General features: G+C 60.5%; 25 protein-coding genes. 22 read left to right on the top strand and 3 right to left on the bottom strand.

Annotated elements, in window-relative coordinates:
- Positions 1 to 20 precede the first annotated feature (20 nt).
- From JV201_RS21585 to JV201_RS21570, 4 genes are all read left to right on the top strand, one after another.
- Positions 21 to 1,001 carry a substrate-binding domain-containing protein gene (locus JV201_RS21585; protein WP_008434927.1) on the top strand — a complete coding sequence of 327 codons (981 nt, stop codon included), beginning with the start codon at positions 21 to 23 and terminating at the stop codon, positions 999 to 1,001.
- Positions 998 to 2,506 carry an L-arabinose ABC transporter ATP-binding protein AraG gene (gene araG, locus JV201_RS21580; RefSeq protein ID WP_004371233.1) on the top strand — a complete coding sequence of 503 codons (1,509 nt, stop codon included), beginning with the start codon at positions 998 to 1,000 and terminating at the stop codon, positions 2,504 to 2,506. The genes JV201_RS21585 and araG overlap by 4 nt, the downstream gene beginning before the upstream one ends.
- A 16-nt stretch (positions 2,507 to 2,522) precedes the next feature.
- A complete protein-coding gene (araH, locus tag JV201_RS21575) occupies positions 2,523 to 3,488 on the top strand; it encodes an L-arabinose ABC transporter permease AraH (RefSeq protein ID WP_004371231.1) in 966 nt (321 codons plus the stop codon).
- Positions 3,489 to 3,673: 185 nt separating this feature from the next.
- Positions 3,674 to 4,477, top strand: a complete 804-nt coding sequence (locus tag JV201_RS21570) for an IclR family transcriptional regulator (RefSeq protein WP_004371229.1) — start codon at positions 3,674 to 3,676, stop codon at positions 4,475 to 4,477.
- Between the two features lie 136 nt (positions 4,478 to 4,613).
- Here JV201_RS21570 and JV201_RS21565 read toward each other — a convergent pair whose 3' ends face one another.
- Positions 4,614 to 5,666 carry an NAD(P)-dependent alcohol dehydrogenase gene (locus tag JV201_RS21565; RefSeq protein WP_004371228.1) on the bottom strand — a complete coding sequence of 351 codons (1,053 nt, stop codon included), beginning with the start codon at positions 5,664 to 5,666 and terminating at the stop codon, positions 4,614 to 4,616.
- Between the two features lie 181 nt (positions 5,667 to 5,847).
- Between JV201_RS21565 and JV201_RS21560 the strand changes: the two genes are divergently transcribed.
- A complete protein-coding gene (locus tag JV201_RS21560) occupies positions 5,848 to 6,738 on the top strand; it encodes an AraC family transcriptional regulator (RefSeq protein ID WP_004371227.1) in 891 nt (296 codons plus the stop codon).
- Positions 6,739 to 6,931: 193 nt separating this feature from the next.
- On the opposite strand, the gene JV201_RS21555 is transcribed toward JV201_RS21560, so the two are convergent.
- Positions 6,932 to 8,596, bottom strand: a complete 1,665-nt coding sequence (locus JV201_RS21555) for an electron transfer flavoprotein-ubiquinone oxidoreductase (RefSeq protein WP_008434918.1) — start codon at positions 8,594 to 8,596, stop codon at positions 6,932 to 6,934.
- Between the two features lie 554 nt (positions 8,597 to 9,150).
- Between JV201_RS21555 and JV201_RS21550 the strand changes: the two genes are divergently transcribed.
- The 14 genes from JV201_RS21550 (at position 9,151) to JV201_RS21485 (ending at position 20,821) form a co-directional block, all read left to right on the top strand.
- The gene (locus JV201_RS21550; RefSeq protein ID WP_004371224.1) at positions 9,151 to 9,900 is read left to right on the top strand and encodes an electron transfer flavoprotein subunit beta/FixA family protein; all 750 of its coding nucleotides are present in this window, start codon (positions 9,151 to 9,153) and stop codon (positions 9,898 to 9,900) included.
- 2 nt (positions 9,901 to 9,902) lie between these two features.
- Positions 9,903 to 10,832, top strand: a complete 930-nt coding sequence (locus tag JV201_RS21545) for an electron transfer flavoprotein subunit alpha/FixB family protein (RefSeq protein ID WP_004371223.1) — start codon at positions 9,903 to 9,905, stop codon at positions 10,830 to 10,832.
- Positions 10,833 to 10,915: 83 nt separating this feature from the next.
- Positions 10,916 to 11,731: an ABC transporter substrate-binding protein gene (locus JV201_RS21540; RefSeq protein ID WP_177027703.1), complete on the top strand. Its 816-nt coding sequence runs from the start codon at positions 10,916 to 10,918 to the stop codon at positions 11,729 to 11,731.
- 9 nt (positions 11,732 to 11,740) lie between these two features.
- Entirely contained in the window at positions 11,741 to 12,103 is a 363-nt protein-coding gene (locus JV201_RS21535; protein WP_008434912.1) for a DUF4398 domain-containing protein, read from the top strand.
- Positions 12,100 to 12,912 (top strand): OmpA family protein, encoded by an 813-nt coding sequence (locus tag JV201_RS21530; RefSeq protein ID WP_004371220.1) that lies wholly within the window; start codon positions 12,100 to 12,102, stop codon positions 12,910 to 12,912. The genes JV201_RS21535 and JV201_RS21530 overlap by 4 nt, the downstream gene beginning before the upstream one ends.
- 312 nt (positions 12,913 to 13,224) lie before the next feature.
- Positions 13,225 to 14,664 carry a PLP-dependent aminotransferase family protein gene (locus JV201_RS21525; protein WP_008434911.1) on the top strand — a complete coding sequence of 480 codons (1,440 nt, stop codon included), beginning with the start codon at positions 13,225 to 13,227 and terminating at the stop codon, positions 14,662 to 14,664.
- Between the two features lie 104 nt (positions 14,665 to 14,768).
- The gene (locus JV201_RS21520; RefSeq protein WP_102369692.1) at positions 14,769 to 15,269 is read left to right on the top strand and encodes a translation initiation factor 2; all 501 of its coding nucleotides are present in this window, start codon (positions 14,769 to 14,771) and stop codon (positions 15,267 to 15,269) included.
- A gap of 163 nt (positions 15,270 to 15,432) precedes the next feature.
- Complete coding sequence (locus JV201_RS21515) at positions 15,433 to 15,687, top strand: YkgJ family cysteine cluster protein (protein WP_004371217.1); 255 nt, start codon at positions 15,433 to 15,435, stop codon at positions 15,685 to 15,687.
- Positions 15,688 to 15,731: 44 nt separating this feature from the next.
- Complete coding sequence (locus tag JV201_RS21510; RefSeq protein WP_004371215.1) at positions 15,732 to 16,337, top strand: START domain-containing protein; 606 nt, start codon at positions 15,732 to 15,734, stop codon at positions 16,335 to 16,337.
- A gap of 79 nt (positions 16,338 to 16,416) precedes the next feature.
- Entirely contained in the window at positions 16,417 to 16,677 is a 261-nt protein-coding gene (locus JV201_RS21505) for a hypothetical protein (protein WP_008434908.1), read from the top strand.
- A gap of 213 nt (positions 16,678 to 16,890) precedes the next feature.
- On the top strand, positions 16,891 to 17,232 hold the full coding sequence (locus JV201_RS21500; protein WP_003193463.1) for a ribonuclease E inhibitor RraB: 342 nt from the start codon (positions 16,891 to 16,893) through the stop codon (positions 17,230 to 17,232).
- Positions 17,233 to 17,657: 425 nt separating this feature from the next.
- A complete protein-coding gene (locus JV201_RS21495) occupies positions 17,658 to 19,067 on the top strand; it encodes a circularly permuted type 2 ATP-grasp protein (protein ID WP_087692761.1) in 1,410 nt (469 codons plus the stop codon).
- A gap of 3 nt (positions 19,068 to 19,070) precedes the next feature.
- Positions 19,071 to 20,021 (top strand): alpha-E domain-containing protein, encoded by a 951-nt coding sequence (locus JV201_RS21490; RefSeq protein ID WP_004371204.1) that lies wholly within the window; start codon positions 19,071 to 19,073, stop codon positions 20,019 to 20,021.
- On the top strand, positions 20,018 to 20,821 hold the full coding sequence (locus JV201_RS21485; RefSeq protein ID WP_219406027.1) for a transglutaminase family protein: 804 nt from the start codon (positions 20,018 to 20,020) through the stop codon (positions 20,819 to 20,821). The genes JV201_RS21490 and JV201_RS21485 overlap by 4 nt, the downstream gene beginning before the upstream one ends.
- A gap of 206 nt (positions 20,822 to 21,027) precedes the next feature.
- Here JV201_RS21485 and JV201_RS21480 read toward each other — a convergent pair whose 3' ends face one another.
- The gene (locus JV201_RS21480) at positions 21,028 to 21,831 is read right to left on the bottom strand and encodes a cytochrome c (RefSeq protein WP_219406026.1); all 804 of its coding nucleotides are present in this window, start codon (positions 21,829 to 21,831) and stop codon (positions 21,028 to 21,030) included.
- A 681-nt stretch (positions 21,832 to 22,512) separates the two neighbouring features.
- On the opposite strand from JV201_RS21480, the gene JV201_RS21475 reads away from it, so the two are divergent.
- From JV201_RS21475 to JV201_RS21465, 3 genes are all read left to right on the top strand, one after another.
- The gene (locus tag JV201_RS21475; RefSeq protein ID WP_008434901.1) at positions 22,513 to 23,718 is read left to right on the top strand and encodes an acetyl-CoA C-acetyltransferase; all 1,206 of its coding nucleotides are present in this window, start codon (positions 22,513 to 22,515) and stop codon (positions 23,716 to 23,718) included.
- Positions 23,719 to 23,734: 16 nt separating this feature from the next.
- Positions 23,735 to 25,882 (top strand): 3-hydroxyacyl-CoA dehydrogenase NAD-binding domain-containing protein, encoded by a 2,148-nt coding sequence (locus JV201_RS21470; RefSeq protein ID WP_219406025.1) that lies wholly within the window; start codon positions 23,735 to 23,737, stop codon positions 25,880 to 25,882.
- 210 nt (positions 25,883 to 26,092) lie between these two features.
- Positions 26,093 to 26,808, top strand: a 716-nt coding sequence (locus JV201_RS21465; protein WP_219407209.1) for an amidotransferase, incomplete at its 3' end; no start/stop codon positions are given.

The following is a 26,808-nucleotide window of genomic DNA, read 5'->3' as shown; positions in this document are numbered from 1 at the left end:
ATAACAAGAAGAGGTGGTTCATGCTCAAGAAAACACTAGGCACCCTTGCCCTCACGATGGCGCTCAGCGGCCTGGCCTCTGCCGAAGAAGTAAAGATCGGCTTCCTGGTCAAGCAGGCGGAAGAGCCCTGGTTCCAGACCGAATGGGCCTTCGCTGAAAAAGCCGGCAAGGACCATGGTTTCACCGTGATCAAGATCGCCGTGCCCGACGGCGAGAAAACCCTGTCCGCCATCGATACCCTGGCCGCCAACGGCGCCAAGGGTTTCGTGATCTGCCCGCCGGACGTGTCCCTGGGCCCTGCGATCATGGCCAAGGCCAAGCTGAATAACCTCAAAGTGCTGGCGGTAGACGACCGCTTCGTCGACGCCAAGGGCAAGCCCATGGAAGACGTGCCTTACGTCGGCCTGGACGCCTACAAGATCGGCCAGAAACAAGGCGAAGCCATGGCCACCGAAGCCAAGCATCGCAACTGGGACTGGAAGGACACCTACGCCGTCATCAATACCTTCGACGAGCTGGAAACCGGCAAGAAGCGCACCGACGGTTCGGTAGAAGGCCTCAAGGCCGCCGGCCTGCCGGTTGACCATATCCTGTTCACCGCGCAGAAAACCCTCGACGTGCCGGGCGCCATGGACTCCACCAACTCGGCCCTGGTGAAACTGCCCAGCGGCGCGAAAAACCTGCTGATTGGCGGCATGAACGACAGCACCGTACTGGGCGGCGTACGCGCCACCGAAAGCGCCGGCTTCAAGGCCACAAACGTGATTGGCGTGGGCATCAACGGCACCGACGCCATCGAAGAACTGAAGAAATCCGACACCGGTTTCTACGGCTCGATGCTGCTCAGCCCCGATGCGTCCGGCTATAAAACTGCGACCTCGATGTTCGAGTGGGTGACCAAAGGCACTGAGCCTGCCAAGTTCACCGCACTGGATAACGTGACCCTGATCACCCGCGCCAACTTCAAGGAAGAGTTGAGCAAGATCGGTCTGTGGAAATGAACAGCGCCGCTGCAGAGAGCCTGCGCTTCAACGGCATCGGCAAGGAGTTTCCCGGGGTGAAGGCCCTGGCGCAGATCAGCTTCGAAGCGCGGCCCCATTCGGTGCATGCGCTGATGGGCGAGAACGGCGCGGGCAAGTCGACCTTGCTGAAAATCCTCGGCGGTTTTTATCCGCCCAACAGCGGCAGCTTGCAGTTGGGCGAACGCAGCGTGAGTTTCAAGTCGGCGGCCGACAGCATCGCCAGCGGCATCGCAGTGATTCACCAGGAGCTGCAACTGGTGCCGGAAATGACCGTCGCCGAGAACCTGCTGCTGGGGCATATGCCGTCGCGCTTTGGCGTGGTCAATCGCGGGGCGATGGTGCGCAAGGCACGGGAACTGCTCAAGGGCCTGGCGGATGAAATCGATCCGAACATGCGCCTGGGCAGCCTGTCCCTCGGCCAGCGGCAACTGGTGGAAATCGCCAAGGCCATGTCGCGCAACGCCCATGTGATTGCGTTCGACGAACCCACCAGCAGCCTCTCGGCCCGTGAGATCGAGCGGCTGATGGTGATCATCGCCCGACTGCGGGATGAAGGCCGGGTGATCCTCTACGTGTCGCACCGCATGGAAGAAGTGTTCCGTATCTGCGATGCGGTGACGGTGTTCAAGGACGGGCGCTTCGTGCGCACGTTCGAGGACATGACGCAGTTGAACGTCGACCAACTGGTCAACTGCATGGTCGGGCGCGATATCCAGGATATCTACGACTACAGGCCGCGCGAGCACTGCGGTGAAGCGCTGCGAGTCGAAGGTTTGCTCGGGCCGGGGTTGCAGGAACCGGTGAGCCTGCAGGTGAACAAGGGCGAGATTCTCGGGCTGTTCGGCCTGGTGGGGGCCGGGCGCACAGAGTTGTTGCGCCTGCTCGCCGGGCTGTCCCGCAGCACCCAGGGGACCCTGGTGCTGCATGGCCAGGCGCAGACGTTCAAGACACCACGGGATGCGATTGCGGCGGGGGTGTTGCTCTGCCCCGAGGACCGCAAGAAGGAAGGCATCGTGCCCCGCGCGAGTGTTGCGGAGAACATCAATATCAGTGCGCGGCGTGACCATGCGCGCTTCGGCTGGCTGATCCAGGGCGGCTGGGAACGCACCAACGCCCAGCGGCAGATCAGCGCGCTGAACGTGCGCACGCCGTCGGCGGACCAGCCGATTCTGTTCCTGTCGGGCGGCAATCAGCAGAAGGCGATTCTCGGCCGCTGGTTGTCGATGCCGATGAAAGTGTTGCTGCTGGACGAGCCGACCCGCGGCATTGATATCGGTGCGAAATCGGAGATCTACCAGATCATTCATAACCTGGCGGCCAGTGGCATCGCGGTGATCGTGGTGTCCAGCGACCTGATGGAAGTGATGGGCATCTCCGACCGCATCCTGGTGATGAGCGAAGGCGCCCTGACCGGCGAATTGACCCGCGATCAAGCGGACGAAGCACGGCTGCTGCAACTGGCTCTTCCGCGTACGCGGGACTGAAGAATACGAGGTGGGTATGTCACAGGTAAAAACTGCAAGAAGCTTCTGGCCGGGGTTCAACCAGCGCAAGTTTCTCGATGATTGGGTCATGCTGCTGGCGGCCTTGAGCATCTTTGTGCTCAGCGCCATCTTCATCGACAACTTCCTCTCGCCGCTGAACATGCGTGGCCTGGGGCTGGCGATTTCCACTGTGGGGATTGCGGCCTGCACCATGCTGTTTTGCCTGGCGTCGGGGCACTTCGACTTGTCGGTGGGTTCGGTGATCGCCTGTTCGGGCGTGGTGGCGGGGATCGTGATTCGCGACACCGACAGCGTGTTCTTCGGCGTGTCGGCGGCGTTGGCCATGGGCCTGGTGGTGGGACTGATCAACGGCATCGTGATCGCCAAGCTGCGGATCAACGCGTTGATCACGACGCTGGCGACGATGCAGATCGTGCGTGGGCTGGCGTATATCTTTTCCAACGGCAAGGCGGTCGGCGTGATGGACGAAAACTTCTTCGTCTTTGGTAACGGCCAGCTATTTGGCGTGCCGGTGCCAATCGTCATCACCGTGCTGTGCTTTGTGTTTTTTGGCTGGTTGCTGAACTACACCACCTACGGGCGCAACACCATGGCCATCGGCGGCAACCAGGAAGCGGCGCTGTTGGCCGGGGTGAATGTCGATCGCACTAAGATCATCATCTTTGCCGTGCACGGCGTGATCGGCGCGTTGGCCGGGGTGATCCTGGCGTCGCGGATGACCTCGGGGCAACCGATGATTGGCCAGGGGTTCGAGCTGACGGTGATCTCGGCGTGCGTGCTGGGCGGGGTGTCGCTGAGCGGCGGGATCGGGATGATCCGGCATGTGATTGCCGGGGTGCTGATTCTGGCGATCATCGAGAACGCGATGAACCTGAAGAACATCGACACCTTCTACCAATACGTGATTCGCGGCTCGATCCTGTTGCTGGCGGTGATTATCGACAGGATGAAACAACGATAAAAAGGGCGCCACACGACCAATGTGGGAGCGGGCTTGCTCGCGAAAACGGTGTGTCAGTCAGCGTATGCATTAACTGGAAAACCGCATTCGCGAGCAAGCCCGCTCCCACATTTTGATCTCCTCTGTTTTGCTGGTCCGCATTTGCCATAATGCTCGCCGTTTTCGTACTTCCCAATAGGCCCGATATGCAGGAAAACGCCCAAACTCCCGTCAAAGAAGCCGCGCCCACCGGCACTCAAACCCTGCTTCGTGGCCTGGGCGTGGTGCAGGCAGTGGCGGCCGGTGCGCGGGATCTGAAGGAAATTGCCAAGCGCATCGGCACCACCCGCAGCACCACTCACCGCCTGGCCAGTTGCCTGGTGGAAGAACGCTACCTGCGCGTAGTGCCGCAAGTCGGTTATCTGCTGGGCCCCAAATTGATCGAGCTGGGTTTCCAGGCCCGTGAAGAACTGCCTTTGGTCAGCCTGGCAGTGCCGTATCTGGACGAGTTGTCGGCGTTGACCGGCGATACCATCCACCTGGCTATCCGCGAATACGACGACGTGCTGTACCTGCACAAGAACCCTGGCCGCAACGGCCCGGAAATGCGCTCGCGCGTCGGCCATCGCATGCCGCTGGCGCGCACCGGGATCGGCAAGGCGTTGTTGCTGGATGACAGCGTGGAAGAGTGGCAGCGCCTGTATCAGGTCAGCTTGCCGACGGGCGGGAAGAATCTGCAGTGGCCGCAGCACCCCGAGCAATCCTGGGCGCAGTTTGAACAGCGCATGCAGGAATACGTGGCGGGCGGTTATGCGTTCGACCTGGAAGACAACGAACCGTCGATCCGTTGTGTCGCGGCACCGGTGCGCGATGCCAGCCGGCGAATCGTCGCCGGCATCAGCATCGCCAGTACCGTGCCCTACATGCCGCTGGAGAAAATGGCCGAGCTGATCCCTGTGATCAAACAGGTCGCAGCACGGCTGTCAGCGGAGTTGGGCGCGAAGGCCTGATCAGGCCGTGATCGTTCCCATGCTCCGCGTGGGAATGCCGCTTCGGACGCTCCGCGTCCAGCACTTGAGCCCTGCGCAACGGTGACGCAGAGCGTCACAGCATGCGTTCCCACGCAGAGCGTGGGAACGATCATGATCAGGCCTTCAGGGTCGCCATGTCGATCACGAAGCGGTACTTCACATCACCGGCAATCATGCGGGTGTAGGCTTCGTTGATCTGGCGGATGTCGAGCATCTCGATGTCGCAGGTGATGCCGTGCTCGGCGCAGAAATCCAGGACTTCCTGGGTTTCGGCAATCCCACCGATCAACGAACCGGCCAGCACTTTGCGGCCCAGCACCAGCTTGGCAGCGTTGACGGGCGGGTCGACCGGCTCGATCAAACCTACCAGGATGTGCACGCCGTCAAAGCGCAGTACGTCGAGGTAGGGATTCAAGTCGTGCTGCACCGGAATGGTGTCCAGCAGGAAGTCGAAATGCCCGGCAGCGGCTTTCATCTGGGCTTCGTCGGTGGACACGATCACGTGGTCGGCGCCCTGGCGACGGCCTTCTTCAGCCTTGCTCGCGGAGCGGGTGAACAGCGTCACTTCCGCGCCCATGGCCTTGGCGAACTTGATGCCCATATGGCCCAAACCGCCCATGCCCAGAACGCCAACCTTGTCGCCAGCCTTCACGCCGTAATGCTTGAGCGGCGAGTAAGTGGTGATGCCGGCGCAGAGGATCGGCGCGGCGCTGGCCAGGTCGAGCTTGGCCGGGATCTTCACCACGAAGTGCTCGCTGACCACGATGCTGTCGGAGTAGCCGCCCATGGTGTTGCTGCCGTCGACCCGGTCCGGGGTGGCGTAGGTCATGGTCGGGCCTTCGAGGCAGTATTGCTCGAGGTCCGCGTGGCAGGCGTCGCAGTGACGGCAGGAGTCGACCATGCAGCCAACACCCACCAGGTCGCCGACTTTGTGCGCGGTGACGCTGGCGCCGACGGCGGTGACTTTACCGACGATCTCGTGGCCCGGCATCAGCGGGTACACGGCGATGCCCCATTCGTTGCGTGCCTGGTGGATGTCGGAGTGGCAGACGCCGCAGTAGAGAATTTCGATCGCCACGTCATCGGCGCGCGGGCTGCGGCGTTCGAAGGACATGGGGGCGAGGGGAGTGGTGGCCGATTGAGCGGCATAACCGATGGCGGTGTACATGGAGAAACCTCGCAGGTGCAGTAACAGGTGAGGTGGCGCATTCTCCGCGCCGTGCCTGGGTGCGGCCATGGCGATTGCTCCGAGTCTCATGCCTATTCGTCCGGGAGTGCACCTGGATTGGATCGTTGTGGCGCCAGACCTGCGATGATGGTCTCATCCCCTTTTTCGCGAAGTTTTTGCCATGTTGTTGACCCGCCATGTCGATGCCAATGCCGCGTTGGTTGCCTTGATCGAACCCCTGACACCCCGTGATGGGTTCTCGCCCACGAACCTGCCGGGCGTGCAGGTATTGCGTGCCAGTTGCGATGTGGCGCGCGGCCCGCAGATTTATGAACCGAGCCTGATGATCGTCGCCCAGGGCAGCAAGGTCGCGTACCTGGGCCCGCGTACCCTGGAGTACGGCGCGGGGCATTACCTGATCCAGGCGATGCCGGTGCCGTTCGAATGCGAGACTTTTGCCATGCCGAATGCACCGCTGTTGGGGGTGACGGTGGGCATTGATCGGGTGGTGCTGGGTGAGTTGGTGATGGCGATGGGGATCCAGAGCGGGCCACCGCCAGCGGCGCAGACGTTGGAGTCGATGAGTTCGGTGGTGCTGGACGACGCCATGCGCGGCTGTGTCGAACGCCTGTTGCAGTGCCTGCACGATCCGCTGGAGAGCCGGATCATGGGCCCAGCGCGGGTGCGGGAATTATTGTTCACCGCATTGCGCGGGCCACAGGCGGATGTGTTGCGGGCGTTGGTGGAGCAGCAGGGGCAGTTTTCGCGGGTGGCGACTTCGTTGAATCACCTGCATGCCCATTACGCCGAGCCGCTGAATATCGAGACGTTGGCGGGTTATGCGCACATGAGCGCGTCGACCTTCCACGAACACTTCAAGCGCTGCACGCTGTTGTCGCCGGTGCAGTACCTCAAGCGTCTGCGGTTGCTCAAGGCACAGCAGTTGCTGCTGGTGGAAGGCATGGGCGTGGCGCAGGCGGCCCACAGTGTGGGGTATCAGAGCACGTCGCAGTTCAGCCGGGAGTACAAGCGCTACTTCGAGCGCAGCCCTGGGGATGAGCGGGCGGCATAACTCTCCCGGGCACAATTCGGTCAAAAATGTGGGAGCGGGCTTGCTCGCGAAAGTGGTGGTTCAGCCAAAACATCTGTGACTGATACACCGCTTTCGCGAGCAAGCCCGCTCCCACATTTGACCGAGTCGATGGGTCTTTTTCCGGGCTATAAAAAAGGCCCCCATTTGGGAGCCTTCTGTTCAAGCAGCGGATTTACATATTCGGGTAAGTCGGCCCACCCGCACCTTCCGGCGTCACCCACGTAATGTTCTGCGAAGGGTCCTTGATGTCACAGGTCTTGCAGTGCACGCAGTTCTGGGCGTTGATCTGGAAGCGCTTCTCGCCGTCTTCCTTGGTGATCACTTCATACACGCCGGCCGGGCAGTAGCGCTGCGCCGGTTCATCGTAGAGCGGCAGGTTGGTGCCGATCGGGATGCTCGGGTCTTTCAGCTTCAGGTGGCACGGTTGTTCTTCTTCGTGGTTGGTGCCGGAGATGAACACCGAACTCAGCTTGTCGAAGCTCAGCTTGCCGTCGGGTTTCGGGTAGTCGATCTTCTTGCTGTCCTTGGCCAGCTTGAGGCAGGCGTAGTCCGGCTTGGTATCGTGCAGGGTAAACGGCATTTTGCCGCCGAGGATGTTCTGGTCGAACCAGTTGAAGCCGGCACCAATGATCGGGCCGAACTTGTGCATCGCCGGGCCGAAGTTACGGCTGGCGAACAGTTCTTCGTAGAGCCAGCTGTTCTTGAAGCTGTCGACGTAAGCGGTCAGTTCGTCACCGCCTTCGGATTCGGCGAACAGGCGGTCAGCCACGGCGTCAGCGGCGAGCATGCCGGACTTCATAGCGGTGTGGCTGCCCTTGATCTTGGCGAAGTTCAGGGTGCCCAGGTCGCAGCCGATCAGCGCGCCGCCCTTGAACACCATTTTCGGCAGCGAGTTCAGGCCGCCTTTGCAGATGGCACGGGCGCCGTAGCTGATGCGCTTGCCGCCTTCCAGGTACTGGGCCAGCACCGGGTGATGCTTGAGGCGCTGGAATTCGTCGAACGGCGACAGGAAGGTGTTGCTGTAGGACAGGTCGACGATCAGGCCGACGACCACCTGGTTGTTTTCCAGGTGATAGAGGAACGAACCGCCGGTGTTCTCGGCGCTCATGATGTCCAGCGGCCAACCGGCGGTGTGCACTACCAGGCCTGGCTGGTGTTTGGCCGGGTCGATTTCCCAGATTTCCTTCAGGCCGATGCCGTAGTGCTGGGCGTCGGCGTCGCTGTCCAGGTTGAAGCGCTGGATCAGTTGCTTGCCGATGTGGCCACGGCAACCTTCGGCGAACAGCGTGTACTTGCCACGCAGTTCCATGCCCGGGGTGTAGACGCCTTCTTTCGGGTTGCCTTCACGGTCGACGCCCAGGTCACCGGTGATGATCCCGCGCACCACGCCGTTTTCGTCGAACAGCGCTTCCTGGGCGGCGAAGCCTGGGTAGACTTCCACACCCAGGTTTTCGGCCTGCTGGGCGAGCCAGCGACACAGGTTGCCCAGGGAAATAATGTAGTTGCCTTCGTTGTGCATGGTCTTGGGCACAAAGAAGTCAGGCACTTTGGTGGAAGCTTCGCTGGAGCGCAGTACATAGATGTCATCACGCACAACAGGGGTGTTGAGCGGTGCACCGAGTTCTTTCCAGTCCGGGAACAGTTCGTTCAGGGCACGGGGTTCAAACACGGCACCGGACAGGATATGAGCGCCGACTTCGGAGCCTTTTTCGACCACGCAGACGCTGATTTCCTTACCGGCTTCGGCGGCCTTCTGCTTCAATCGGCAGGCGGCAGACAGGCCTGCCGGGCCAGCGCCGACGATGACCACGTCGAATTCCATGTATTCGCGTTCCACAGGCTATCTCCTACTCAAGGCTCAACGGCTTTTTTTTCTAATGGGTGGAGGTTCGGTGATCCGTCCCACAATGCCTGCATCAATCTCATGCAAAGGGCAGGGGACGACCCACCTTTCTCTCTAGGTGGCGCATTATATCTACACCACTCTCAGCGTCCAATACAAACGTTTGTTTGAATTGCCCGCAAGCTAGGTAAATCAAAGCAACGCGGCTTATAACTGACCATTTTGGCGTATTGACCGGAATAGGCGTTCCGGTCAATATACGGTCGGTTTTGCGCATCCCGTAGGCAGACTGTGGGTTTCAAGGCCACCTCGAAAGACAGGCTGAAGGCAAATAAGGGTGACGCGCGAGCCACGATGGCGCGCAGTTTACACGCCACGATAATGAATGACCTCTCAGTCACCGCTGACGAACGGTCATCACTCCCGTGAGCAAGGTCCCCCGCCGACGATTGCCGGTGTTTTTGGAGGTGCCCTTGTGTGCCGATGAGCATCAAACCGCCAGGTTCGCCTAGGCGACTTTCTTTTCACCGGAGAGTAACGAGGAATCCATGAAGGTTCTTGTAGCTGTCAAACGCGTTGTCGATTACAACGTGAAAGTTCGCGTCAAGGCGGACAATTCCGGCGTCGACCTCGCTAACGTAAAGATGTCGATGAACCCTTTCTGCGAAATCGCCGTGGAAGAAGCCGTACGCCTGAAAGAGAAAGGCGTTGCGACTGAAATCGTCGTCGTTTCCATCGGTCCGACCACTGCTCAAGAGCAGCTGCGTACCGCCCTGGCGCTGGGTGCCGATCGCGCCATCCTCGTCGAATCCGCTGAAGAGCTGACTTCCCTGGCCGTTGCCAAGTTGTTGAAAGCTGTTGTCGACAAGGAACAGCCATCGCTGGTGATCCTCGGCAAACAAGCCATCGACAGCGACAACAACCAGACTGGCCAGATGCTGGCTGCACTGACCGGTTACGGTCAGGGCACCTTCGCCTCGAAAGTCGAAGTGAGCGGCGACAAGGTTGCCGTGACCCGCGAAATCGACGGCGGCGCGCAAACGGTTTCCCTGAAACTGCCAGCCATCGTCACCACCGACCTGCGTTTGAACGAGCCGCGCTACGCGTCCCTGCCAAACATCATGAAAGCCAAGAAGAAGCCTCTCGAAGTGCTGACTCCGGATGCTTTGGGCGTTTCCACCGCCTCCACCAACAAGACCGTAAAAGTCGAAGCGCCGGCTGCACGCAGCGCGGGCATCAAGGTCAAGTCGGTGGCTGAACTGGTCGAGAAACTGAAAAACGAAGCGAAGGTAATCTAACCATGACTATCTTGGTAATCGCAGAACACGACAACAAGGTCGTGGCTCCGGCCACCCTGAACACTGTTGCCGCCGCCGCCAAAATCGGTGGTGATATCCACGTGCTGGTCGCTGGCCAAAACGTTGGTGCCGTGGCTGAGGCCGCTGCCAAAATCGCTGGCGTGAGCAAAGTACTGGTTGCCGATAACGCAGCCTACGCTCACCAATTGCCGGAAAACGTTGCGCCGCTGGTAGCAGAGCTGGGCGCTGGCTACAGCCACATCCTGGCTGCTGCCACCTCCAATGGCAAAAACATCCTGCCGCGCGTTGCTGCGCAACTGGACGTTGACCAGATCTCCGAGATCGTTTCGGTAGAAAGCGCCGACACCTTCAAGCGTCCGATCTATGCCGGTAACGCCATCGCTACCGTGCAGTCTACTGCGTCGGTAAAAGTCATCACCGTGCGTGCCACCGGTTTCGACCCGGTGGCTGCTGAAGGTGGTTCGGCTGCGGTTGAAGCTGTGGCCGCTGCCCACGACGCTGGCACTTCCAGCTTCGTTGGCGAAGAGCTGGCCAAGTCCGATCGTCCGGAACTGACCGCTGCCAAGATCGTCGTTTCCGGCGGCCGCGGCATGCAGAACGGCGACAACTTCAAGCACCTGTACGCCCTGGCCGACAAGCTGGGCGCTGCGGTCGGCGCTTCCCGCGCAGCCGTCGACGCAGGTTTTGTACCGAACGACATGCAGGTCGGCCAGACCGGCAAGATCGTTGCGCCACAGCTGTACATCGCCGTCGGTATCTCCGGCGCGATCCAGCACTTGGCCGGTATGAAAGACTCCAAGGTGATCGTTGCGATCAACAAGGACGAAGAAGCACCGATCTTCCAGGTGGCTGATTACGGCCTGGTGGCGGACTTGTTCGAAGCCGTACCCGAGTTGGAGAAGCTGGTCTAATCCAGCCGCTTCACTTATAAAGAGCCCGGTCTTTTGACCGGGCTTTTTTTTGCCCGGTAATTTTTCAACTGGAGAACCCTGCCATGGAATTGCGTTCCTGGACTGTACTGCTGGCCCTGTCACTGCTGCCGGCGGTGTCGCTGGCGGCTGGCAAATGTGATCGCCTGGTGATCACCGGCAGCCCGGACGCACCGCCTTATCTGTGGCGTGATCCCCAGGACCCCACGCACTTGATCGGCGCCACCGCCGACATGCTGCAGCAAGTGGCCAAGGACCTCGGGGTGAAAATCGACCTGCTGTACGGCGGCAAACGTTCCCTGGCGCTGGAAGAAGTGCGCAGCGGGCGCATGGACATCCTCGCCGACGCGCCATTGACCCTCGACGCCCTGGACTCCCTCGACTACATCCACCCGGCATTGGTGCAAACCGATTATCTGGTCTGGACCCGCAAGGATTCCTCCCTGGCCTACAGCCAGGCCAGCGACCTGCAGGGCCACAAGGGCGCGGTGTCGGAAAGGGCGCGCCTGAGCCGCGACTTTGAAACCTTGGCCGCCGAGCAACTGACCTTGCAACGCTTGCCCAGCCTGACCCCGGCGTTCCAGAAGCTGCTGCTGGGGGAAGTGGACTACGTACTCGCCGGACGTTATTCCGGCATGGCCATGGCCCAGACCCTGGGCATGAGCAACGACCTGGTGGCGCGGGAAATCCCCATCGACCAGCCGGGCCTGTACCTGGCCATTTCCCACAACTCCGCCTGCAACGATCCGTGGTTGCGCGGACAGCTCGCCAAAAAGATGACAGAATTGCCCGCGTCCGGTCTGGCGGAAACCGCGCTGCAGAGCAATCTTGAGCGCTGGAAAGCGCAGTTGCAGCAACCCGTCGGCACCCCAACAAAGTAGGGATTTTCAGTGACTATTCGACCTCTTTTCGCGGCCCTCGCCGTTGTAGCTCTGGCGGGATGTGCAGCCGATCCTGCGCCGAATGAACAGATGCGCCTGACCCAGCAAGCCCTGGAACAAGCCAGCGCCGTGGGCGCCGTTGCCAGCGATTCGCCCGAGCTGAAGCTGGCGGAAGACAAGTTCACCCAGGCCCGTGCCGACATGGCCGATGAATCCTACAAGGACGCCCGCATGCAGGCTGAAGAAGCCGAGCTGGACGCCCGCCTGGCGGAAGCGCGGGTGCTGACCCGCAAAAGCCAGGAGCAACTGAACGTGCTCAACACCCGTATCACCCGCCTGCGCAAGCAGTTGCAGTTGGGAGACGCCCAATGAGCCCGTTGATGCGTGGGTTGAGCTGTGTGGTGTTGCTGGGCAGTGCGCTGGGTGGTTGTGCGACCCATCCCGACAGTAACCTCGCCTTGCAACAGGCCAGCACTGACTTCCAGAAGGTCAAGGAAGATTCGAATGTGCTGCGTATCGCACCCAAGGACGTGATTCGCGCCGGTGAGTCCCTGGCCCGTGCCGACCGTTTCTCCAGCTTCTGGGGCAGCGGCGCCGATGTGGCGCATTACGCCTACCTGAGCCAGCGCTACAGCGCGATTGCCCGGGAACACACCGAGCAGGCACTCAATCAGGAGCGTGGGGTCAAGCTGGAGCTGGAACGCCAGCGCCTGCAACTGGCCCTGCGTGAAGCCAAGCTCTCCAGCGTTCAGCAACAGGGCAAATGGATTGAGGCGCAGATATCCAGCCTGACCACCGTCCAGCCTGATCGCGGGCTGGTGATGACCCTGGGTGACGTGCTGTTCGATACGGGTGATGCAGAGCTGCAAAACTCGGCCAACCGCACCGTGCTCAAAGTGGTGCAGTTCCTGCAGCTGAACCCCAAGCGCGTGGTGCGCATCGAGGGTTACACCGACAATACCGGCGGCGAACAGGAAAATATCAAACTGTCCCGGGACCGCGCTCAAGCGGTTGCGGATGTACTGAGCGACCTCGGGATCGACGAAAAACGCATTCAGGTCGAAGGCTACGGCGATCAGTATCCGGTCGAAGCCAACGCGTCTGAGCGGGGCAGGGCGCAGAACCGTCGGGTAGAAATTGTGTTCTCCGACGAAAAAGGCCAGCTGGGCGCTGCTCGCTGAACCTGTTGTTCAAGATGAAAGGTGATTCCTGTAGGAGCTGTCGAGCCCCAGCGAGGCTGCGACAGGATCGCCTCGGTGCACCTGCGAGACCGCAGCGCCTGCATCGCAGCCTCGCTGAAGCTCGACAGCTCCCACATAAGCCCGATCAATGATCGGGTTTTTTATGCCCGCGATTCAGTTCGCAACCCTTACAGTTTTTTCTATCACTGCCGCCCGCGCTCGACTATTGTGGCAACTGTCCCCGTACACTTCTAAACTGTGCCGGTATGTTTCACACAAAAATAAAATACCCGTGAAATCGAGTGCTGCGTCATGACCAATCTGTTGCTCTACCAACGTATCGCCCAGCAGCTGGCTGAGGATATCCGCCGCGGTGTCTATCAACCGGGCGAGCGCGTGCCTTCGGTACGCAAAATGAGCTCCCAGCTCAACGTCAGCCACGCCACCGTGTTGCAGGCCTACGCGAACCTGGAAGACCAGGGTTTGATTCGCGCGCGGCCGCAGTCCGGGTATTACGTGCACCAGACGCCGGCGCTCACTGCGCCCACGCCGGACATCGCCCGGGTCGAGCGTCCAGGGTTGGTCACCCGCAGCAGCATCATTCAACAGGTGTTGGTGGAATCCCGTCGCGAAGGCGTGTTCCCGCTCGGCGCCGCCGTGCCGAGTGTCGACTACCTGCCTGTGCGCGCGCTGCATCAGCAACTGGCCAAGGTCACGCGTTTCCAAAGCCCGCGGGCGTTCAGCTACATGTTCAGCCCGGGTTTCGAGCCGCTGCGGCGACAGGTGGCGATCCGTATGCGCGATGCCGGGGTGGTGGTCGACCCCTCCGAAGTGGTGATCACCCATGGGTGTGTCGATGCATTGCAGATGTCGCTGCGGGTGCTGACCCGTCCCGGCGACCTGATCGCCGCCGAATCACCGACCTATTACGGCTTGCTGCAACTGGCCGATCTGCTGGGCCTGAAGGTCATCGAAATCCCCAGCGACCCGGCCACCGGCATGAGCCTGGAAGCCCTGCAACTGGCAGCCAACCAATGGTCGATCAAGGCCCTGGTGCTGACCACGCGCCTGAGCAATCCCCTGGGCGGCACCATGCCCGAAGAGCGGCAGAAACAGTTGCTGCGCCTGGCCTCGGATTTCGATATCCAGGTGGTCGAGGACGATATCTATGGCGAACTGATGTTCGAACTGGGCCGCACCAAGGCCCTGAAAGCCTACGACCGTCTGGACCGGGTCATCTATTGCTCGAGTTTCTCGAAGACCCTGTCACCGGGCATTCGCATTGGCTGGATGATTGCCGGCAAGTACCAGCAGGAAATCCAGCGCCTGCAAATGTTCAGCACCCATTCGGCCTGCAGCGTGACCCAGATGGGCACGGCGGCGTACCTGGAGAATGGCGGTTACGACCGCCACCTGCGCTATATCCGCCAGGAGTACCGCAAGAACCTCAGCGCGTTCCAGCTGGCCGTGCAGCAGTATTTTCCCGAAGGCACCCAGATGACCCGCCCGACCGGCGGTTTTATCCTGTGGGTCAGTTTGCCTGGACGGGTCAATACCCAGGAACTGCACGTGCGCGCCTTGCAGCAGGGCATCAGCATTGCACCGGGGCTGATCTTCAGTAATACGGAACAGTTCAACCACTGTATTCGCCTGAACTGCGGCACCCCGTGGAACCGCGAGGCGGAGCGCGCCTTGATGACCCTCGGGATGCTGGCAAGCCAGTTATGCCAGGAGACTGCGGCGGGTTTTTGAGGCATGGAAAGGGGACACGACGGGTAGCTGGCTAATTACCATGCTTGTCATACCGTCCTCAACAAGCGAGCATATGGCCTTCTGCCGTTAATGCTGCTGGCGATATGACTTATACCTTTCCTGCTGCCCTGCTGATCTGCGTGTTAAGCCTGTGTAACGCTGGCGCTGTCCTGGCGGCTCCCGCTAGTGAAGCGGTGCCTGCTGCCAGCTCCCAGCAAACGGTGCCGGCGAAAAAAGCCGCTGCGGCCAAGAAGGCACCGGTCGCGAAGAAAGCCCCCGCAAAGAAAGCAACGCCGGTTAAAAAACGTGCGCCTATCGCCAGCAAGTCAAAGTCGGCCCACGAAGTCGCCAAGACGCCGCTGCCGCCTGCAGAGCTGGATTTGAGCCTGCCGTCGAACATGGTCCGCCACCTGCAACCCCTCGGCACCATGCCGCAGCCGAAGAACGTGCCGCTGCTGCCGCCGATGTTTGCCGAAAAGCCCACTGACAACAGTGCATTCCAGATCAACGGGCGCCTGCTCAGCAATGAAATGCAGCTGCAACTGCGCAACGAAGAACGCCGCGAAGTAGAAGGCGCAGCGCTGGATTTCCAGTTCAAGCAATAAACCCGACGAGTAAACGTGACGCGCACCCCTGACCTTCTGTCGCAGACTGGTCAGTCACTTTTGTTTTCGGTGAAAAACCCCTGTTAAGCCAATTTAAAACGTCTGTTTAAGGGCGTAGTCTTACGTGGCCATCAACACTTGAGTTGTCGAGGATCTGTTCGTCATGAAATGCCGTGAAGGCTGTGGCGCTTGCTGCATTGCCCCATCCATCAGTTCTCCGTTGCCGGGAATGCCAGCCGGCAAACCGGCGGGCGAACGCTGCCTGCATCTTTCGGTCGAACAACTGTGCCAGTTGTTTGGCCAGCCTGAGCGGCCGGCAGTGTGTAGTTCGTTCCAGGCGGATATCGAGGTCTGTGGCAGTAGCCAGGCAGAAGCGATCAGGTTGATCGGCTGGTGGGAACAGATGACGGCGGCTTAGTGGGCTGTTCAAAGTACTGAACTTCAACAATAAGGAATAAGACCATGGGTTCACTGAAACGAATTGCTGTGTTGTGCGGTTTTACCGCGTTGTTCGCTGCCGCAGCGCATGCTGAAGACTGGCAGACGGCCAAGGATGAAGACGGCATCAAAGTGTCCTTGAGTGAAATTGCCGGCTCCAAGTACAAGGCTTATCGCGGTGTGACGACCATCAAGGCGCCGCTGGCCAAGATCCAGGCGCTGCAGGAAGACGTGGCGGGGGCCTGTTCCTGGATCCACGAATGCAAGTCGCAGAAACTGCTCAAGCAGGAAGGCGACAAGAGCTGGACCTACACCCAGTTCAAGGCACCGTTCCCGGTGACCGATCGTGACTCGATCCTGGAAATCACCACCACCAAGGCTGCCGACGGCACCGTCACCCGCAAGCTGTTGGAAGTGCCGACCTACCAGCCAGAAGTCAAAGGCTATGTGCGCGTAGCCCAGGTCGATGGTTACTGGAAGCTGGTGCCTAAAGGCGACAACCTGACCGAAGTGACCTACCAGGTGCACACCGAGCCAGGTGGCAGCGTGCCGTCTTGGTTGGCCAACAAGTTCGTGGTGGACGCACCGTTCAACACCTTGAAAGCCCTGAAAGAACACGCTGAAAAATAACTGCAGTTGATCAGGTGCCTCCTGCCTTGAGTGGAACGATTTCCAGGCCCTCAAGGTCCAGATAGATGTAAGCCCACCCATGGGTTTTATCGAGGAGGCTCTGATGCCAAAGTGGAACGTTTCCTTCACCAATGATCATGGTGAGTCGGTAGTCGAGCAATTCGAGTGCGAGCAGAAACCCACGCTTGAAGAAGCTGCGCGCCTGGTTCGCGCCCGCGTATCACCGGTGCTGGAGGAACTGGATCTCAACGATCTGGAGGGGCGTATCGCCGAACCCACGGTCAAGATTCTGAAAGATCAAAACAGCATCAAAGACCTCAACGTCGAACCCGCCGCCTGAATATTCCCTGTACGCCTTTAAACAGACTCTGGTGGAGGTGATAGCTTCGCGCTACTCTGCAATGGAGATCAGCGAATGAATCGCTAAGGTCTGGTCTTGTCAGCTACATGCTTGTCTCCCAGCGGCGACGTCACTGCCGTAACACCCGCGCCCTTGCAGCGCGGGCCTTGGGAAGCACGGAAAGTCTATCCATCGGTTTGAGGAGGACGTTTCATGAGCACAGCCTATCAAGAAGACATCAGCACCAACGTGTTGCGCCGCATGAAAGAGGGCGGCTTTGACTTCTCGCGTTTCCATCCCATCGAGTTCTACGCCATTTTCCCGGATGAGGAACGTGCGCGGCGGGCTGCGGGTCGGTTTCGTGGGGAATCCCTGAATGCCCAGGTCAGCGCACGGGATGACGGCGCCTGGTACCTGGAATTGAGCAAAATCATGTTCGCCACCTACGACGGCATAGGAGACTTCGAGCAGGACTTTGAGGCGGTGGTCGAGCCCTTGGGCGGAATCATCGAGGGATGGGGCGTGAAACAGGAGGTGCGTGGGTTACCCATGTAGCGACATGAGCAACAACACAGCGTATCGGCTGACCTTTGGGTCGGCCGTTTTTGTTTCTGGCGCGGGAAAAATCCTACGCAAAAAAAAGCCACCCGAGCAGGGTGGCCAAAGGGAAGATCGCAAAGGAGGAGAGCGATTCGGTACAAACGGTAATGCGCAATGGATGAGGCTGTAGGACGCGTCCTGTTCAGCTGATGGAGGTGATTATCCGCGGGGTTTGCCGGGCAGTGAAATCAACTCTGACTATGCTGGTGATAGTCATGGCCTGCATTGCAATGAGGCGCCGCCCATGACAGCGGGCATTTGCTGCACCGGGACGGTGCGATGAGACCTGCGTCTATATCCAACTGATTGATACTTAAGTGTTTATGCCGCTGGCACGGGCCTTGCGATGGTTCTGGCGTCCGGGTGACAAGGAGTACGGCATGATCCGCACTTATTATGATGAGATGTACGACGGGGCAGGGCAGGTGCGCCCCCATTACCGCGAATTTGCCCGCTGGTTGGCCGACACGCCGGCCGAACTGCTGGCCCAGCGCCGGCGCGAAGCCGATTTGCTGTTTCACCGGGCCGGTATCACCTTCACCTTGTATGGCGATGAGCAAGGTACCGAGCGCCTGATCCCCTTCGACACGATCCCCCGCAGCATCCCGGCCAGTGAATGGCGAATCGTCGAGCGCGGCTGCATCCAGCGGGTCAAGGCGCTGAACATGTTTCTCGCCGACCTCTACCACGAACAACGCATTATCAAGGCCGGGATCATCCCCGCCGAGCAAGTGCTGGCCAACGAGCAGTACCAGTTGGCGATGCAGGGCCTGGACCTGCATCGGGATATCTATTCCCACATCTCAGGTGTCGACCTCGTACGCGATGGCGACGGCACTTACTACGTCCTCGAAGACAATCTGCGCACCCCCAGCGGCGTGAGCTACATGCTCGAAGACCGCAAGATGATGATGCGCCTGTTCCCCGAACTGTTCGCGGCCCAGCGCATTGCGCCCATCGACCACTATCCCAACCTGTTGCTCGACACCCTGAAAAGCTCCAGCCCGCTGGATAATCCCAGTGTGGTGGTGCTGACGCCTGGGCGTTTCAACAGTGCGTTCTTCGAGCATGCATTCCTGGCCCGGGAAATGGGCGTGGAACTGGTGGAAGGCGCCGACCTGTTCGTGCGTGATGACCGCGTGTTCATGCGCACCACCGATGGTCCCAAGGCGGTGGATGTGATCTACCGTCGCCTCGACGACGCGTTCCTCGACCCGCTGGCCTTCAACCCGGACTCCATGCTCGGCGTGCCGGGCCTGCTGGCGGCGTACCGCTCGGGCAACGTGGTGTTGGCCAATGCCATCGGCACCGGGGTGGCGGATGACAAGTCGGTGTACCCCTTCGTCACCGAGATGATCCGTTTTTACCTGGATGAAGAACCGATCCTGAAGAATGTTCCGACGTTCCAGTGCCGTAATCCCAGCGAACTGTCCCACGTGCTCGCCAACCTTCCGGACTTGGTGGTGAAGGAAACCCAGGGCTCCGGTGGCTACGGCATGTTAGTCGGCCCGGCCGCCTCGGCGGCGGAAATCGAAGCCTTCCGCGCACGCATCAAGGCCAAGCCCCACGCCTATATCGCGCAACCGACCCTGTGCCTGTCGACATGCCCGACCTTCGTCGAAAACGGCATCGCGCCACGCCACATCGACCTGCGCCCGTTTGTGCTGCAAGGCAAGGAAACCCGTGTGGTCCCCGGCGGCCTGACTCGTGTGGCGCTGCGGGAAGGCTCGCTGGTGGTCAACTCGTCCCAGGGCGGCGGCACCAAAGACACCTGGGTGGTCGAGGATTGAAATATGTTGAGTAGAACTGCCTCGGATTTGTATTGGATGTCACGCTACCTGGAGCGCGCGGAAAACCTCGCGCGGATGCTCGATGTCAGTTATTCGCTGTCGCTGATGCCCCAGGACGGGCGCGGCGATGGCCTGCATGAACTGGCGATGCCGCTGCTGATCACCGGCACCCTCGACGATTACCGCGAGCGCCACGGTGAACTGCACGCCGAACGCCTGCTGCACTTCTTCGCCCTGGATGCGGCGAACCCGGCCAGCATCTACAGCTGCCTCGGCGCTGCACGCGCCAGTGCCCATGCCGTGCGTGGGCGAATCACCGCCGACATGTGGGAAAACATCAACGCCACCTGGCTGGAAATTCGCGACATCGCCCAGCAAGGCCTGAGCCGCTACGGCATGAGCCGGTTCTGCGAGTGGGTCAAGGAACGTTCCCACCTGTTCCGCGGTGCCACCTACGGCACCATCATGCGTAACGACGCCTTTCGTTTTATTCGCCTGGGCACCTTTATCGAGCGCGCCGACAACACCCTGCGCTTGCTCGACGCCCGCTATGAAATGGCCGGCGACCAGGCCGAAGCGGTCACCGATGGTACCGCCCATGCCTACTATCAATGGAGTGCGTTGTTGCGGGCGTTGTCGTCGTTCGAGGCCTACACCGAAATCTACCGTGATGCCCCGGGCGCCCGACAAGTCGCCGAGCTGTTGCTGCTGCGCGCCGACGTGCCGCGATCGCTGCGGGCCTGCAGTGAAGAGATCGACCAGATCCTTGGCAGCCTGCCCGGCATCAACGGTCGCCCGGCCCAACGCCTGGCAGCGGAAATGGACGCACGCCTGCGCTATACCGCCATCGACGAAATTCTCGAGGAAGGCCTGCACGCTTGGCTGACCGACTTCATCCCGCTCGTGCGCGAGTTGGGCGATGCTATTTACAGTTCCTACCTGGAGGCGGCATGAGACTTTCCATCAGCCACGAAACCACCTACCACTACGAAGACCAGGTGCGTGCCAGCATCCAGTACCTGCGGCTCACGCCCCACGACAGCGAGCGCCAGCATGTCCTCAGTTGGCAGTTGGACTTGCCCCGGCCGGTACGGGCGCAACTGGACCCGTTCGGCAACATCCTGCACGTGTTGACCCTGGACGAGCCCCATGAAGCCATCATCATTGGCGCCCGTGGCCAGGTGGATATCGACGAATTGCGCGAGGCCGAGCATGAAAGCCAGTCGGCCTTCCCGTTCCTGCGCTGCACCCGGTTGACCGAGCCGGACGAGGCCCTGCACAGCTTTGCCGAAAAGCATTGCCATCAACGCCGCGACCGCAGCGCATTGATCGACCTGATGCACGCGCTGAACCAGTACATGACCTATTCGCCCGGCTCTACCGAAGTCGACACCTGTGCGGCCAAGGCGTTTGCCGGGCGTGCCGGGGTGTGCCAGGACCACACCCACGCCTTCCTCGCCTGTGCCCGCAGCCTGGGGATTCCGGCGCGTTATGTGTCGGGGTATTTGTACAGCGAAGACTGCGAGCACCTCGCCAGCCATGCCTGGGCTGAAGCGTGGCTGGATGACGCCTGGTACAGTTTTGACGTGACCAATCAACTGGCGCGGCCGGAGCGGCATTTGAAGCTGGCGGTGGGTCTGGATTACCTGGACGCCTGCCCGGTACGAGGCATGCGTCGTGGGGGAGGGCATGAGCAAATGCATGCGAAGGTATTTGTAGCGCCGACACCGGTGATATCGGTGCARCAGCAGTAGGATCCMGGGAGAGAGGGAGCTYTGTGTAGCAGGAAAGCTCTCCGYGCCARGAMAGCTTTTTGTGGCGAGGGAGCTTGCTCCCGCTGGGMYGCGAAGCGGCCCCAAAGCATGCCCCCGAGTTCTGTCTGGAGAAATGYGATTGYCTGATTGGGGCTGCTGCGCAGCCCAGCKGGAGCAAGCTCCCTCGCCACAGATTTACCTGAGCCTTAAGGCTGCTTTCTGCCCGCCATATGCTTCAAATACCCCACCAGCAGATCCAGGTCCGCATCCGGCASCACGCTGGTGGCAAACGCYGGCATCTTCGCCTGTGGCCAGTGCCGCATGCTTTGCGGATCGCGGATGTAGCGCTTGAGGAAATCCCCGGCAAAATATTCAGTGGGGTTGTAAGGAATATTCAGGTCCGGCCCCACCTGCGCATCGCCGGCCCCGTTCAGGCGATGACATGCCAGGCAGTTCTTCTGGAACAGTGCGAACCCCTGATTCACCGGGTCATTCGCCGCCAGTTTCGGATCCGGCAACAACGCCGGGAAGCGCTCCGCCACCGTCTTCAACTGCTTGATCCCGGAAATCTGAAACGGCCATTGCTCAGGGCTGATATGCCCGGCTTGTGGATCGGTCCACACCAGATAAAACGGCCCGGCACTGGGCTTGCCGTCTGCCAGTGGCGGCCACGGATGCGCCGGATCTTCCACCGCCAGCCAGGCCCGCGCGCCGCTTTTTGATAGCAGCGGTGCCGCCGTCAGTTCCGCGGCAAAGCCGTCGAGGGCCACTGCCTGCAGATGGTTATCCGGCGTGATACCTGGCAACAGCGCTGCCAACGGCACTGCACGATAGGTCATATTGCGCTTGTAGGAAACGTCATCAACGATCTGCACCGTCTGCACATCCGGACGCTTGAGCAGTTCGGTGGTTTCCCAGGTTTTGCTGGCGTGATCCAGCTCGACGGTCAATTTCGCGGCGTGCGCCGGCAAGGCCAGCAGCAGGATCAGGAGGACGATGATCTGTTTCAAGGAAGGGCCACATATCGGAAAAGGCGGTGGAACTCACGATACCGCAAAATCAAAAAATCTCGGCGCGCAAAACGGCAGCCCCTGACGGGATCGCTATACGCAATATCCCGAAAGGCGCTGCCAAAGGCTGCGATCCTGGCGCTGTGTCTGCGCAGAATGTGGGGTGTGAGAGGTCACCCAATGACCTTGGTGAGGTTGGGCAAGATCAGAATCAGGGTGGTGGCGAACAGAATAAGTCCCGCCTGACGTACTTTCGAATGCTTGAACATGGCTGACTGCCTTTTGTTGTTATTCCTGAGCGTCAAATGCGTGCCGGTCGATTCAACTATGACGGTGCTACATGACTCTTTTCTTACAGTTCCTACAGGTGCTCCAGCAAAACCCGGCAGCAACCTTTAACTTCTCTTACAGATTCAACCTTAGAGCCCTCGTTCTACATGGCTTAGATCCATTTCGTCTCATCACCTGAAGAAAACTTATTAAAAAGGCATGAGGCCAATTGCCAGCCAGACGCCAGCCCTACGGCTAGACAGCTAAAACGATTAATCAGCCGATTCCCGTAGCCTCCTACCGTTCGTCTGAGCGTGAGCGTCAAGGTCAATGAGCGGTTCGGTCATTGAATCCGGCGCCCTGGCGCCTAAGGTAAGGACACGATTCGTTGCATAGTGATTCGAGGACGTCATGACCCAAGCTTTGATCTTTGATGCGATACGCACGCCCCGGGGCAAAGGCAAGGCGGATGGCGCCCTGCACAGCGTCAAGCCGGTGAACCTGGTGGCCGGTTTGCTGACGGCACTGCAACAGCGCACCGACCTCGACACCCGGCAAGTGGATGACATCGTCCTGGGCTGTGTCACACCGATTGGCGACCAGGGCGCCGACATCGCCAAGACCGCCGCCTTGGTGGCGGACTGGGATATCAGCGTCGCCGGTGTGCAGATCAACCGGTTTTGCGCCTCGGGCCTGGAAGCCGTGAACCTCGGCGCGATGAAAGTGCGCTCCGGCTTTGAAGACCTCGTGGTGGTGGGCGGCGTCGAGTCCATGTCCCGAGTGCCCATGGGCAGTGACGGCGGCGCCTGGGTGCTCGACCCGCAAACCAATATGCACAGCCACTTCACCCCGCAAGGCATCGGTGCCGACCTGATCGCCACCCTGGAAGGCTTCACCCGCCAGGACGTCGACGCCTTTGCCCTGCACTCACAGCAGAAAGCGGCGCGGGCCAGATCAGACGGTTCCTTCAACAAGTCGCTGATCGCCGTGCAGGACCAAAATGGCATTGTGCTGCTGGATCAGGACGAATTCATCCGTGCCGACTCCACCCTCGAAGGCCTGGGCAAACTCAAGCCCAGCTTCGAAATGATGGGCCAGATGGGCTTCGACGCCACGGCGTTGCGGGTCTATAGCCACGTCGAGCGCATCAACCACGTGCACACACCGGGCAACAGTTCCGGGATCGTCGATGGCGCGGCGCTGATGCTGATCGGTTCTGAAGCCAAAGGTCGCGAACTCGGCCTGCAACCCCGGGCGCGGATCGTCGCCACCGCTGTCACCAGTACCGACCCCACCATCATGTTGACCGGCCCGGCACCGGCAACCCGCAAGGCACTGGCCAAGGCGGGTTTGCGGGTTGAAGACATCGACCTGTTCGAGGTCAACGAAGCGTTTGCGTCGGTGGTGCTCAAGTTCATCAAGGACATGGGCATCGACGCCGCCCGGGTCAACGTCAACGGTGGCTCCATCGCCATGGGCCACCCGCTGGGCGCCACGGGCTGCGCGATTCTCGGCACCTTGCTTGATGAGCTGGAGGTACGCCAGCAGCGTTATGGCCTGGCCACCCTGTGTGTCGGCGGCGGCATGGGTATCGCCACTATCATCGAACGCCTCTGAGCCTAAGGAATCAGTCATGACCGATGCCATTCGTTACGAAAAGGGCCAGGACCAGATTGTGGTGCTGACCATCGACATGCCCGGCCAGAGCGCCAACACCATGAACGGGGTGTACCGCGAGGCCATGGCCGCCACCGTCGCCCGCCTGGACGCCGAGAAGGATTCGATTGCGGGCGTGATCATCACCTCGGCGAAGAAGACCTTCTTTGCCGGCGGCGACCTTAATGAACTGATCAAGTTCGACAAGCCCCACGCCAAGGATTTCTACGCCAGCGTGCTGGTGCTGAAGGCGCAACTGCGCACCCTGGAAACCCTCGGCAAACCGGTAGTGGCCGCGATCAACGGCGCAGCGCTGGGCGGTGGCTGGGAGATCTGCCTGGCGTGCCAGCACCGTGTGGCGCTGGACCACAAGTCGGTACAGATTGGCCTGCCGGAAGTCACCCTCGGGCTTTTGCCGGGTGGCGGCGGTGTGGTGCGCATGGTGCGGATGCTGGGCCTGGAAAAAGCCTTGCCCTACTTGCTGGAAGGCAAAAAGATTACGCCGCAGCAGGCGCTGCAAGCCGGGTTGATTGATGAGCTGGCGGCAGACCGTGACGAGCTGCTGGCCAAGTCCCGGGCGTGGATTCTGGCCAACCCCGAGGCGAAACAGCGCTGGGACATCAAGGGCTATCAGATCCCGGGTGGTACGCCGTCCAACCCGAAAGTCGCGCAAATGCTTGCCATTGCGCCATCGATCCTGCGCGCCAAAACCAACGGCTGCTTCCCGGCCCCGGAGAAAATCCTCTGTGCCGCCGTGGAAGGTGCCCAGGTGGATTTCGACACGGCGCACTTGATCGAGACCCGCTACTTCACCGAGCTGGTCACCGGGCAAGTGGCGAAAAACATGATTGGCACCTTCTGGTTCCAGCTCAATGAAATCAATGCTGGCAGTTCGCGGCCCCAGGGCTTTGCGCCGTATGTGACACGCAAGGTCGGCGTGCTCGGCGCCGGGATGATGGGCGCGGGCATTGCCTACGTCAGCGCTTCGGCGGGCATTGAGGTGGTGCTCAAGGACGTCAGCCAGGCGGCGGCAGAGAAGGGCAAGGCCCACTCGGCCACGTTGCTGGACAAGAAGGTCGGGCGTGGGCAATTGACCGACGAACAGCGGGAAACCATCCTCGCGCGGATTGTTCCTACCGAATCCGATGCTGATCTTGCCGGCTGCGACCTGATCGTCGAAGCCGTCTTCGAGGATCGGGAACTCAAGGCCAAGGTCTCGGCGGCCGCGCAAAACGTGGTGGGTGCCGAAGCGGTGATCGCCTCCAACACCTCCACCTTGCCCATCAGCGGGTTAGCCACCGCCGTTCCAGACCAGGGCAAGTTTATCGGCCTGCACTTCTTCAGCCCGGTGGACAAAATGCCCCTGGTGGAAATCATCAAGGGCGCCCGCACCAGCGACGAAACCCTGGCGCGGGGGTTCGACTTCGTACTGCAAATCAAGAAAACCCCGATCGTGGTCAACGACAGCCGCGGCTTCTTCACTTCAAGGGTGTTCGGCACCTTCACCAATGAAGGTATCGCCATGCTCGGCGAAGGCGTGGCCGCACCGATGATCGAGACCGAGGCGCGCAAGGCCGGGATGCCGGTGGGGCCGCTGGCGGTCTCTGACGAAGTTTCCCTCAGCCTGATGAGCCATATCCGTCAACAGACGGCCAAGGACCTACAGGCCGAGGGCAAGCCGTTACCGCGGCACCCGGCGTTTGCCGTGATCGACCTGTTGCTCATTGAATACAAGCGCCCGGGCAAGGCGGCGGGTGGCGGTTTCTACGAATACCCGGCGGGCGGGCAGAAACACCTGTGGCCGGAGCTGAAAAGCCGCTTCGAAAAGCCCGGCCAACAGATCTCGCCGCAAGACGTGCGCGACCGCTTGCTGTTCATCCAGGCCATCGAAACCGTGCGCTGTGTGGAGGAGGGCGTGTTGATGTCGACGGCAGATGCCAACGTTGGCTCGATCTTCGGTATCGGCTTTGCCGCCTGGAGCGGCGGAGCGCTGCAATTCATCAACCAGTACGGCCTGAACGATTTCGTCGCCCGCGCCCGCTACCTGGCCGAGCAATATGGTGAGCGCTTCACGCCGCCGGCGCTGCTGTTGGAGAAAGCCGCACAGGGTGAAGCGTTTCGGTGATCCAAATGTGGGAGCGGCGGTGCGACGATTCGACTTGCTCGCGAAAGCGGTGGATCAGCTAACGAGTGTGTTGACTGACACACCGCATTCGCGAGTAAGTCGAATCGCCGCTCCCACATTGAGCATGGCGATGGGGCTTGCCTTGGAAGGGTATTTCAAGGCAGGCTCTGGGGGTGTTCATTATTCCCATCGCCGTGTCAGGTATTTTTTATGTCGTTACGCGTGTGCATCCTGGAAACCGATATCCTGCGTCCTGGGCTGATCGATCAGTACCAAGGGTACGGGCAGATGTTCAAGCGCCTGTTCTCCAAACAGCCGATTGCCGCCGAGTTCGTCATCTATAACGTGGTGCAGGGTGAATACCCGGCGGATGAAGAAGTGTTCGACGCGTACCTGGTGACGGGCAGCAAGGCCGACTCCTTTGGCACCGATCCGTGGATCCAGACCCTCAAGACCTACCTGCTGGACCGCCATGCCCGCGGCGACAAGCTGATCGGCATCTGCTTCGGCCACCAGTTGCTGGCGCTGCTGTTGGGTGGCAAGACCGAGCGGGCGACCAAGGGCTGGGGCATGGGCATCCATGACTACAAACTGAACGCCAAGGCACCGTGGATGAGCCCGGTGGTGGAAGAGCTGACGCTGTTGATCAGCCACCAGGACCAGGTCACCACCTTGCCGGAAAACGCCACCGTGATCGCCTCCAGCGAGTTCTGCCCGTTTGCGGCGTACCACATTGAAGACCAGGTGCTGTGCTTCCAGGGCCACCCGGAATTTATCCACGACTATTCCCGCGAGTTGCTGGAGATTCTTCAGACAACGCTGGGGGAGAAGGTCTACACCAACGGTGTGGCCAGCCTGGAGCGAGACCATCACGGCGTTACCGTGGCGGAATGGATGATGCGGTTTGTGGCGCACAAACCAAAAGC

The sequence above is a fragment of the Pseudomonas sp. Colony2 genome (assembly GCF_019382755.1).
In the GTDB taxonomy this organism is placed as follows: domain Bacteria; phylum Pseudomonadota; class Gammaproteobacteria; order Pseudomonadales; family Pseudomonadaceae; genus Aquipseudomonas.
This window is presented reverse-complemented; position numbering and strand designations above follow the sequence as displayed.

What these genes read in the sequence shown, in the direction of transcription:
- JV201_RS21585 (WP_008434927.1), top strand. Translation starts at nt 21, where the DNA reads ATGCTCAAGAAAACACTAGGCACCCTTGCCCTCACGATGGCGCTCAGC.
- araG (WP_004371233.1), top strand. Translation starts at nt 998, where the DNA reads ATGAACAGCGCCGCTGCAGAGAGCCTGCGCTTCAACGGCATCGGCAAG.
- araH (WP_004371231.1), top strand. Translation starts at nt 2,523, where the DNA reads ATGTCACAGGTAAAAACTGCAAGAAGCTTCTGGCCGGGGTTCAACCAG.
- JV201_RS21570 (WP_004371229.1), top strand. Translation starts at nt 3,674, where the DNA reads ATGCAGGAAAACGCCCAAACTCCCGTCAAAGAAGCCGCGCCCACCGGC.
- JV201_RS21565 (WP_004371228.1), bottom strand. Translation starts at nt 5,666, where the DNA reads ATGTACACCGCCATCGGTTATGCCGCTCAATCGGCCACCACTCCCCTC.
- JV201_RS21560 (WP_004371227.1), top strand. Translation starts at nt 5,848, where the DNA reads ATGTTGTTGACCCGCCATGTCGATGCCAATGCCGCGTTGGTTGCCTTG.
- JV201_RS21550 (WP_004371224.1), top strand. Translation starts at nt 9,151, where the DNA reads ATGAAGGTTCTTGTAGCTGTCAAACGCGTTGTCGATTACAACGTGAAA.
- JV201_RS21545 (WP_004371223.1), top strand. Translation starts at nt 9,903, where the DNA reads ATGACTATCTTGGTAATCGCAGAACACGACAACAAGGTCGTGGCTCCG.
- JV201_RS21540 (WP_177027703.1), top strand. Translation starts at nt 10,916, where the DNA reads ATGGAATTGCGTTCCTGGACTGTACTGCTGGCCCTGTCACTGCTGCCG.
- JV201_RS21530 (WP_004371220.1), top strand. Translation starts at nt 12,100, where the DNA reads ATGAGCCCGTTGATGCGTGGGTTGAGCTGTGTGGTGTTGCTGGGCAGT.
- JV201_RS21525 (WP_008434911.1), top strand. Translation starts at nt 13,225, where the DNA reads ATGACCAATCTGTTGCTCTACCAACGTATCGCCCAGCAGCTGGCTGAG.
- JV201_RS21520 (WP_102369692.1), top strand. Translation starts at nt 14,769, where the DNA reads ATGACTTATACCTTTCCTGCTGCCCTGCTGATCTGCGTGTTAAGCCTG.
- JV201_RS21515 (WP_004371217.1), top strand. Translation starts at nt 15,433, where the DNA reads ATGAAATGCCGTGAAGGCTGTGGCGCTTGCTGCATTGCCCCATCCATC.
- JV201_RS21510 (WP_004371215.1), top strand. Translation starts at nt 15,732, where the DNA reads ATGGGTTCACTGAAACGAATTGCTGTGTTGTGCGGTTTTACCGCGTTG.
- JV201_RS21505 (WP_008434908.1), top strand. Translation starts at nt 16,417, where the DNA reads ATGGGTTTTATCGAGGAGGCTCTGATGCCAAAGTGGAACGTTTCCTTC.
- JV201_RS21500 (WP_003193463.1), top strand. Translation starts at nt 16,891, where the DNA reads ATGAGCACAGCCTATCAAGAAGACATCAGCACCAACGTGTTGCGCCGC.
- JV201_RS21495 (WP_087692761.1), top strand. Translation starts at nt 17,658, where the DNA reads ATGATCCGCACTTATTATGATGAGATGTACGACGGGGCAGGGCAGGTG.
- JV201_RS21490 (WP_004371204.1), top strand. Translation starts at nt 19,071, where the DNA reads ATGTTGAGTAGAACTGCCTCGGATTTGTATTGGATGTCACGCTACCTG.
- JV201_RS21475 (WP_008434901.1), top strand. Translation starts at nt 22,513, where the DNA reads ATGACCCAAGCTTTGATCTTTGATGCGATACGCACGCCCCGGGGCAAA.
- JV201_RS21470 (WP_219406025.1), top strand. Translation starts at nt 23,735, where the DNA reads ATGACCGATGCCATTCGTTACGAAAAGGGCCAGGACCAGATTGTGGTG.